General features: G+C 48.8%; 5 protein-coding genes and 1 pseudogene. All 6 read left to right on the plus strand.

Annotation, left to right across the window (positions count from 1 at the left end; all coding sequences use genetic code 11):
• The first annotated feature begins 486 nt into the window (after positions 1 to 486).
• Positions 487 to 2,016, plus strand: a complete 1,530-nt coding sequence (guaA, locus tag WBV75_RS10800; RefSeq protein WP_424120621.1) for a glutamine-hydrolyzing GMP synthase — start codon at positions 487 to 489, stop codon at positions 2,014 to 2,016.
• A 2-nt stretch (positions 2,017 to 2,018) separates the two neighbouring features.
• A complete protein-coding gene (locus tag WBV75_RS10805) occupies positions 2,019 to 4,163 on the plus strand; it encodes a LysM peptidoglycan-binding domain-containing protein (protein WP_424120617.1) in 2,145 nt (714 codons plus the stop codon).
• The gene (locus tag WBV75_RS10810) at positions 4,160 to 4,564 is read left to right on the plus strand and encodes an OsmC family protein (RefSeq protein ID WP_424120618.1); all 405 of its coding nucleotides are present in this window, start codon (positions 4,160 to 4,162) and stop codon (positions 4,562 to 4,564) included. Before WBV75_RS10805 ends, WBV75_RS10810 begins: the two co-directional genes overlap by 4 nt.
• Positions 4,552 to 5,088 carry a DUF922 domain-containing protein gene (locus WBV75_RS10815; RefSeq protein ID WP_424120619.1) on the plus strand — a complete coding sequence of 179 codons (537 nt, stop codon included), beginning with the start codon at positions 4,552 to 4,554 and terminating at the stop codon, positions 5,086 to 5,088. Before WBV75_RS10810 ends, WBV75_RS10815 begins: the two co-directional genes overlap by 13 nt.
• 127 nt (positions 5,089 to 5,215) lie before the next feature.
• The gene (locus WBV75_RS10820) at positions 5,216 to 6,853 is read left to right on the plus strand and encodes a CTP synthase (protein WP_424120620.1); all 1,638 of its coding nucleotides are present in this window, start codon (positions 5,216 to 5,218) and stop codon (positions 6,851 to 6,853) included.
• Positions 6,854 to 6,934: 81 nt separating this feature from the next.
• Positions 6,935 to 7,486 (plus strand): annotated as a pseudogene (locus WBV75_RS10825) (membrane protein insertase YidC); the annotation flags it as partial.

Consider the following 7,486-nt stretch of genomic DNA (forward strand, 5'->3'; position numbering starts at 1 on the left):
ATACAAGGTATTTTAGCCCCTTCAAACACTGATAAAAAACACTGTTTTCCGGTAGGGGCGGGGAGGAGTCAAATCTAAAACAGGGTTGAAAAATTTACCTTAAGCTGTTGTACAGTTTTACCTCCTAAAAAACGATAAATGAACAGATTTCACTCAAAAAAGCAATTTGTAGGAAAAGGTTTAAAAAACTATAAACCAGTACATTAAAATTTGTTATATAAACTACTGGTAGATATATATGAATTTTAGGCGAATTTGGGAAATTCAGCTTCAGACAGCCTGGAACTCAGGGTCGGATGGGGCGTGCTGTTTATCGTTTTTGAAGGTTTATGAGACCCACCTGCGCACTCCCCGGATATGTATTTCGACTGGTTTTTTCTATATCAGCCTCCCCTTGGAAAGACCGGGTTTTTTATTTTTTATAAGCTGGGGATAAGTATTGATAAACAGCCTCGGTTGCATTTGAGCATTTTACTATTTTTGGCCATGCAAAATAACGTCCTGATCTTAGATTTCGGTTCCCAGTATACTCAACTTATTGCCCGGCGTGTACGCGAGCTCAATATTTTTTGTGAAATCAAACCTTTTAACGCCCTGCCGGAAGACCTTTCCAGTTATAAGGCTGTCATTCTTTCCGGTTCTCCTTTTTCGGTTCGGGCAGAAGAGGCCCCCCACCCGGATTTAAGCAATATCAGGGGGCATGTGCCCATACTGGCTATCTGTTATGGGGCACAGTATATCGCTCACTTCAGCGGTGGTAACGTGGCGCCGTCCAATACCCGGGAATATGGAAGGGCCAAATTGGAAACCATAGCATCTGACCCTTTCTTTGAAGGGGTTTCCGATCATTCACAGGTTTGGATGAGCCACAGTGATACTATAGAAGCCCTGCCGGAACATGCAGAATTACTGGCAAGTACACAGGATGTGGTAAATGCTGCCTTTAAGATAGAAGAAGAGAATATCTACGGGATTCAGTTTCACCCGGAGGTCTACCACACTAAAGAGGGCAAACGTATCCTGGAAAATTTCCTCGTGCGTATTTCGGGGCTGGAGCAGACCTGGACACCGGATGCCTTTGTGGAGACTACGGTGGAGGAACTGAGACGTAAAATTGGTGATGACAAAGTAATTCTCGGACTTTCCGGGGGGGTGGACTCCACCGTAGCGGCTGTATTGCTGCACCAGGCTATCGGCAAGCACCTGCATTGTATCTTCGTAAACAATGGGTTGCTTCGTAAAAACGAGTTTCAGGAAGTGTTGGATCAGTACGAGCATATGGGCCTGAATGTGAAAGGGGTAGATGCTTCCGACCTGTTTTTAAACGCCCTCAGGGGAGAGGCGGATCCTGAGAAGAAAAGAAAAATAATAGGTAAGGTATTTATTGATGTCTTCGACGATGAGGCACATAAGATTGAAGATGCACGCTGGCTTGCCCAGGGCACGATTTACCCCGATGTGATCGAATCCGTTTCGGCGACCGGCGGGCCTTCTGCGACTATCAAGAGTCATCACAATGTGGGCGGATTACCCGATTTTATGAAGTTGAGCGTGGTGGAACCACTAAAAATGCTGTTTAAGGATGAAGTGCGCCGTGTTGGCGCCACCCTGGAGATTCCGGATGAACGCCTGGGAAGGCATCCCTTTCCCGGCCCGGGATTGGCCATACGGATCCTCGGCGATATTACTCCTGAAAAAGTGGAAATCCTTCAGGAGGTTGACCACGTATTTATTAAGGGACTTGTCGACTGGGGGCTCTATGACCAAATCTGGCAGGCGGGAGCCATCCTGCTTCCAGTTCAGAGTGTAGGGGTGATGGGGGATGAGCGCACTTATGAAAAATGCGTAGCTTTACGAGCGGTGGAAAGCACGGATGGAATGACGGCAGATTGGGTGCATCTTCCGTATGAGTTTATGCAGAAGATCTCAAACGACATTATAAATAAGGTTCCGGGGGTAAACCGGGTGGTGTACGATATCAGCTCTAAACCACCTGCAACCATTGAATGGGAATAGTTATGAAGTTTGTAAAGCATTGGTTTTTATTGGCTTGCCTGTTATTGGTATTCGGATGCAAGGCAAAGGCACAACAGTTCCGGACGCATGCGGTAACCGCGGGAGAAACTTTGGAGTCCGTAGCACAGCAATATCAGGTAACCCCTGAGGACCTGTTGCGCTACAACAAAGAACTCCAGGTGGGAGCTGCGCTTAGGCCGAACACTATTTTGGTGATTCCCACAGCAGGTTCTAAGCCTGTTAATAGTTCTGTAAATCAAAAAGTGACTTCTGATACTACCGATATTGAAAAACCTATAGGGTTTCAATCACACCGTGTACGGCGAAAAGAAACGCTTTACAGTATTTCCCGCCGGTACGAGATTTCGGAAGAGAGGCTTAAACGGTACAACCCGGATTTGTATTCCAAATCCCTCCAAAAGGGAATGATGCTCCGTATTCCGCGTTATGCCCCGGGGACGGCGCCTGATCCGGAAGTTGGTGAGACAGAGCTCATAACCTATCAGGTGCAGCCCAAAGAGACCCGCTGGAGTATTGCCCACAAATTCAAAATTACCATTGACAGCCTGGAAAAACTGAATCCGGAGCTCCCTGAGAATACAAGTTACCTCGCATCCGGGCAGGAGCTCCTGCTACCGAAGGTCGCGGGGACTGATATCATGTTGGAGGAACCCACTTTGTACACCACATTTACGGTACCCCCCAAGCAGACCCTCTACAGCCTGAGCCGCGAATACGGGGTTTCCAGAGAAGAGATCCTCAGGTTAAACCCGGAGATCGTCGAAGCGGGGGGGCTTAAAGAAGGGATGGTCCTGCGGTTGCCGGAGAAAAAAGTGCCGGACATTGCGGAAAGTGAGTATGTCTATTATGAGGTCCGTCCAAAGCAGACCCAGTATTCCCTGACGCGTCAGCTCGGTATCGGGTATGCTGATTTGCTCGAAGCCAACCCCGAAATCGCTACCGGCCTCAAAGCCGGTACAGTCCTCCGAATTCCAAGGGCCAAAATGACGGACCTGGAAGTTAAGAATGACCTCGTACTGGAACCCTTTTCTTTAAAAGACAGTATCAATATCCAGAATACCCCCAGACTCCTTGTGATGCTGCCTTTCAGGCTCGATCGTCTCGACCTCAGCGATGGTGAGGGCACCCAGAAGCGCATTCAGCAAAATAATGCCCTGCAATATAGCCTGGGGCTGTACTCCGGGTTTTTGGTCGCCCTGGATTCTATAGCCGAGTTGGGACTATCTGTGGAGGTAAAAACAATGGATACCCAGCTGAATACCGAACAGGTCAAAAGGGTCCTGATGACGGAAGACCTGGGAGCCTACAACGCAATATTGGGGCCCCTGTCTCCCGAGTCCGTCAGGGAAGTGACATCCCAGGCCTCAGACCTCAATGTTCCGGTCCTGGCCCCTTTGCCCGTTGCGGATGAGATTCCATTTGAGAATCTGTTTTACACCTTCACACCTGAACAAAGGCTGCGCGGGCATATGCTGCAATTTGCCAAAGAACAGGTCACGGATCAGAAAATACTTATTATTTCAGATCAGAAGAATCAGGATGCGGAGATGCAAATCCTGGAAGCCTTCCCTTCAGCCAGCCTTGTAGAGCTGCGACAGGAAGAGAAGAATATATCCCTGGACCGGGAAGTGCTTATTAACCAGCTCTCCCAGGAGGCCGAGAATTGGATTTTTGTTGAAACAGACGATTTTAGAATTGCTTCCAGTGTGAGCTCCATCCTGAATTCTGCCAATTCAGACACCACTCAGATCCGGATGTTGACAACCCACCGGAACAAGGCCTTTGAAAATGAGGTCATTTCCGTACCGCACCTTTCAAATCTAAAATTCACCTTTCCTTCTGTGACCCGGGAAGCCAGTTCACCTGCCTTTACACGCCGATATCGCCGGCGCTTTGGAGGGAATCCGGACCGCTATGCCGTTCGGGGCTTCGATTTGGGCATGGATGTGCTGTTACGCCTTGCCTATGACCTGGATATCTATGCAGTAGCGGACCAGATTGGAGAGGTCACCTATTCGGGGAATAAGTTTAATTACTGGAAGGAATCGGAGTCCGGCTATTACAATACAGCCTCCTATATCCTGATGTATGAGGACCTCCAACTCAAAGAACTCAAGGATCCATGACTTCAAAAGTAGTATACAAAGGGGGATTGCGCACGCGTTGCACGCATCTGAAATCCGGGGATCAGTTTACCACAGATGCCCCCGTTGACAACCATGGACTCGGCGAAGCCTTTAGCCCCACGGATACCATAGCAACGGGGCTGGCGAGTTGTATGCTCACGATGATGGGGATTCGATATGGGGAGGACCAACCGGCCCTCGAAGGTTCTTATGCAGAAGTGAGCAAGCATATGGCTGCGAACCCCAGGAGGATTTCCCGAATTGAAGTCGATTTGTATCTCCCAGCGGGGATTTCTGAAAAAAACCGGAAGCTTCTTGAAAAAACTGCGCGTACATGCCCGGTTTGGTTTAGTCTGCACGAGGCAATCGAAAAGGAAATCCAGTTCTTTTGGACACTCTGAAAATACTTTTGCTGTTTTTACCTTTCCTGGGTCACGCCCTGCAGGCGGATGAAACGAATGCCCTGGCATGGGAAGTAGGATATGAATTACGCTGGGAGGATTTCAGGGGCGTCCCCCCTGCAGATAAAACGGTTGCCGCGACTACGGCAAGTGGGATTAGTTACTCCTTTAAAACCAAAGGGTTGCCAGGACAGTACACCTTGGATTATGAGGTGGTTGCCTATTTTTATCCTGAGAAATCCTGGTACCATCCTGAGCTTTCGAATGCCGGGGTATTGATGCATGAACAACTTCACTTTAATATCACTGAACTCTATGCCCGGAAAATGCGTAAAATACTCTCTGGACGTACTTTTGGCGGAAATGTCCGGGGGGAAGTACGGGAGGTTTTTTCAAAAATAAACCGGGAGCTCAAGGTATTTCAGGACCGGTATGACCTGGAGACTGATTTTTCCAGGAATCAGCAGGCGCAAGAACAATGGAATAAGAGGATTGCCAAACGATTAGAGGAGAGCCATCCGTGATCTCCCCGGCCAGATCCAATGGCCTTGTATTTAAATTAAAAGCGGTTGAACGCGAAAAAGCGCGGACTCCCTACCCGAATTCCTCAGGTTCTTTGTACCTTTGTATCCCGTAACAAATCATGCACACATGCCTGCTACCAAGTACATTTTCGTTACGGGAGGTGTTACCTCATCACTCGGAAAAGGGATTATTGCCGCCTCTCTGGCTAAACTTCTACAGGCCAGGGGATACCGAACGACCATTCAAAAATTAGACCCGTATATCAATGTAGACCCGGGTACACTGAATCCTTACGAACACGGGGAGTGCTACGTTACGGACGACGGGGCAGAGACCGACCTGGATTTGGGGCACTATGAACGTTTCTTGAACGTCCGGACCTCGCAGGCCAATAATGTCACCACCGGCAGAATCTACCAGAGCGTTATCGAGAAAGAGCGCAGGGGGGAATTCCTGGGAAAGACCGTCCAGGTGGTACCGCATATTACCAACGAGATAAAAGAACGTATACAACTCCTGGGTAATAGCGGGGAGTACGATATTGTGATTACCGAAATCGGAGGTACCGTAGGGGATATAGAATCCCTTCCCTATATAGAAGCTGTGCGTCAGCTGCTATGGGAATTGGGCGACCATAACGGCCTGGTGATCCACCTAACCCTGGTACCCTATTTATCTGCAGCAGCAGAACTGAAGACCAAACCCACACAACACTCTGTAAAGACCCTGATGGAGAGTGGGATTAAGGCCGATATCCTGGTCTGTCGTACAGAACACGAAATATCTGAAGAGATTAAACAGAAGCTCGCCCTGTTCTGTAACGTGAAGAAAGAAGCAGTCATTCAGTCTATCGATGCCGAGACAATTTACGACGTGCCTGTAATGATGCAGGAGGAAGGGCTGGATACTGTAGCTCTTGAAAAACTTAAATTGCCCGCACACCCGGGACCGGACCTTACTCCATGGCTCGAATTCCTCAAAAAACTGAAGAATCCGAAGGATGAAGTGAACATTGGACTGATTGGGAAGTATGTAGAACTCCAGGATTCCTACAAGAGTATTCAGGAGGCCCTTATTCACGCCGGGGCCGGGAATGAGGTAAAGGTCAATGTGGTATCTATCCATTCAGAACACATCAGTCCGAATAACCTGAAAACGAAGATGGCAGGCCTGGATGGGATTCTCGTGGCCCCCGGATTCGGAGAACGGGGTATTGAAGGAAAGATTAAGGCCGTTCAGTATGCCCGTGAAAACGGCATTCCATTTTTGGGAATCTGCCTTGGGATGCAGATGGCCGTTATTGAGTTTGCGCGAAACCTATTGGGTTACGAGGATGCCAATTCCACCGAGATGAACCCAAAGACCACGCATCCGGTTATCGACCTGATGGAGGCTCAGAAGACGATTGTCAATATGGGGGGTACCATGCGATTGGGTGCCTGGGATTGCGAATTGACTGAAGGAACCCTGGCCCATAAGGTGTACAATGGAGCCTCGACCATTTCTGAGCGCCATCGCCACCGTTATGAATTTAACAATGACTATAAATCAGAGCTGGAGGAGGCCGGATTGATTACATCGGGTATAAATGCAGAAACGGGCCTCGTTGAGATTGTTGAAATCGCGAGCCATCCCTGGTTTGTCGGAGTACAGTACCACCCGGAGTACAAGAGTACAGTTGGGAGCCCGCACCCGCTATTCGTGAGCTTTGTAGGCGCGGTCCTGGCGCACAAGAAAGAAAGAAGCAATGCCAGTTTGGCATAAACTCCTCAAATGGGCCTATATTTGCACCTGCTTTAGACCCGCCCGCCCTTTTGACCGGGAAAAACGGTAAAGAAAATATTCATGGAAGAAAAAAAACTGGACCCGAATTCCATCATTGGTTTCCTCTTAATATTTGGAATTCTGCTGTTCTGGTTCTATACCAACCAGCCCACTCCTGAAGAATTGGAAGCGCAACAGCAAGCCACGGAACAGGTAGAGCCGGCCGAAGAAGTTGCAGAAACACCCCAACCTATCAGCCCGGTACAGCAACCGGTAACGTATCCCAATGATTCCCTCGCCCAAGAGGCTTATGCAAGCCAGGTAGGAGCTTTCGCATTTACAAAAGTAGTAGAGGGGGAAACCCTGCTCGAAAATGAATTGTTATACCTCAAGGTCTCAAACCGGGGCGGACAGATCGTTGAAGCGCGGATGAAGGAATTCGTCACTTATGACTCCGTCCCCGTCTATTTGGTGAAGGACGGCAATGCGCTTTTTAACCTGCAGTTGGCTACAAGTGACAACCGCCTTTTACAGACCCGGGACCTGTACTTTGAACCTGAGCTTATTGAAGAAGGGCAGAACAAGGTGCTGAGTATGAAGGCGAAAACGGCCCCTGGCCAGTATCTCGAATAT

The organism is Robiginitalea sp. (assembly GCF_049588695.1).
Taxonomy (GTDB): domain Bacteria; phylum Bacteroidota; class Bacteroidia; order Flavobacteriales; family Flavobacteriaceae; genus Robiginitalea.

What these genes read in the sequence shown, in the direction of transcription:
- guaA (WP_424120621.1), top strand. Translation starts at nt 487, where the DNA reads ATGCAAAATAACGTCCTGATCTTAGATTTCGGTTCCCAGTATACTCAA.
- WBV75_RS10805 (WP_424120617.1), top strand. Translation starts at nt 2,019, where the DNA reads ATGAAGTTTGTAAAGCATTGGTTTTTATTGGCTTGCCTGTTATTGGTA.
- WBV75_RS10810 (WP_424120618.1), top strand. Translation starts at nt 4,160, where the DNA reads ATGACTTCAAAAGTAGTATACAAAGGGGGATTGCGCACGCGTTGCACG.
- WBV75_RS10820 (WP_424120620.1), top strand. Translation starts at nt 5,216, where the DNA reads ATGCCTGCTACCAAGTACATTTTCGTTACGGGAGGTGTTACCTCATCA.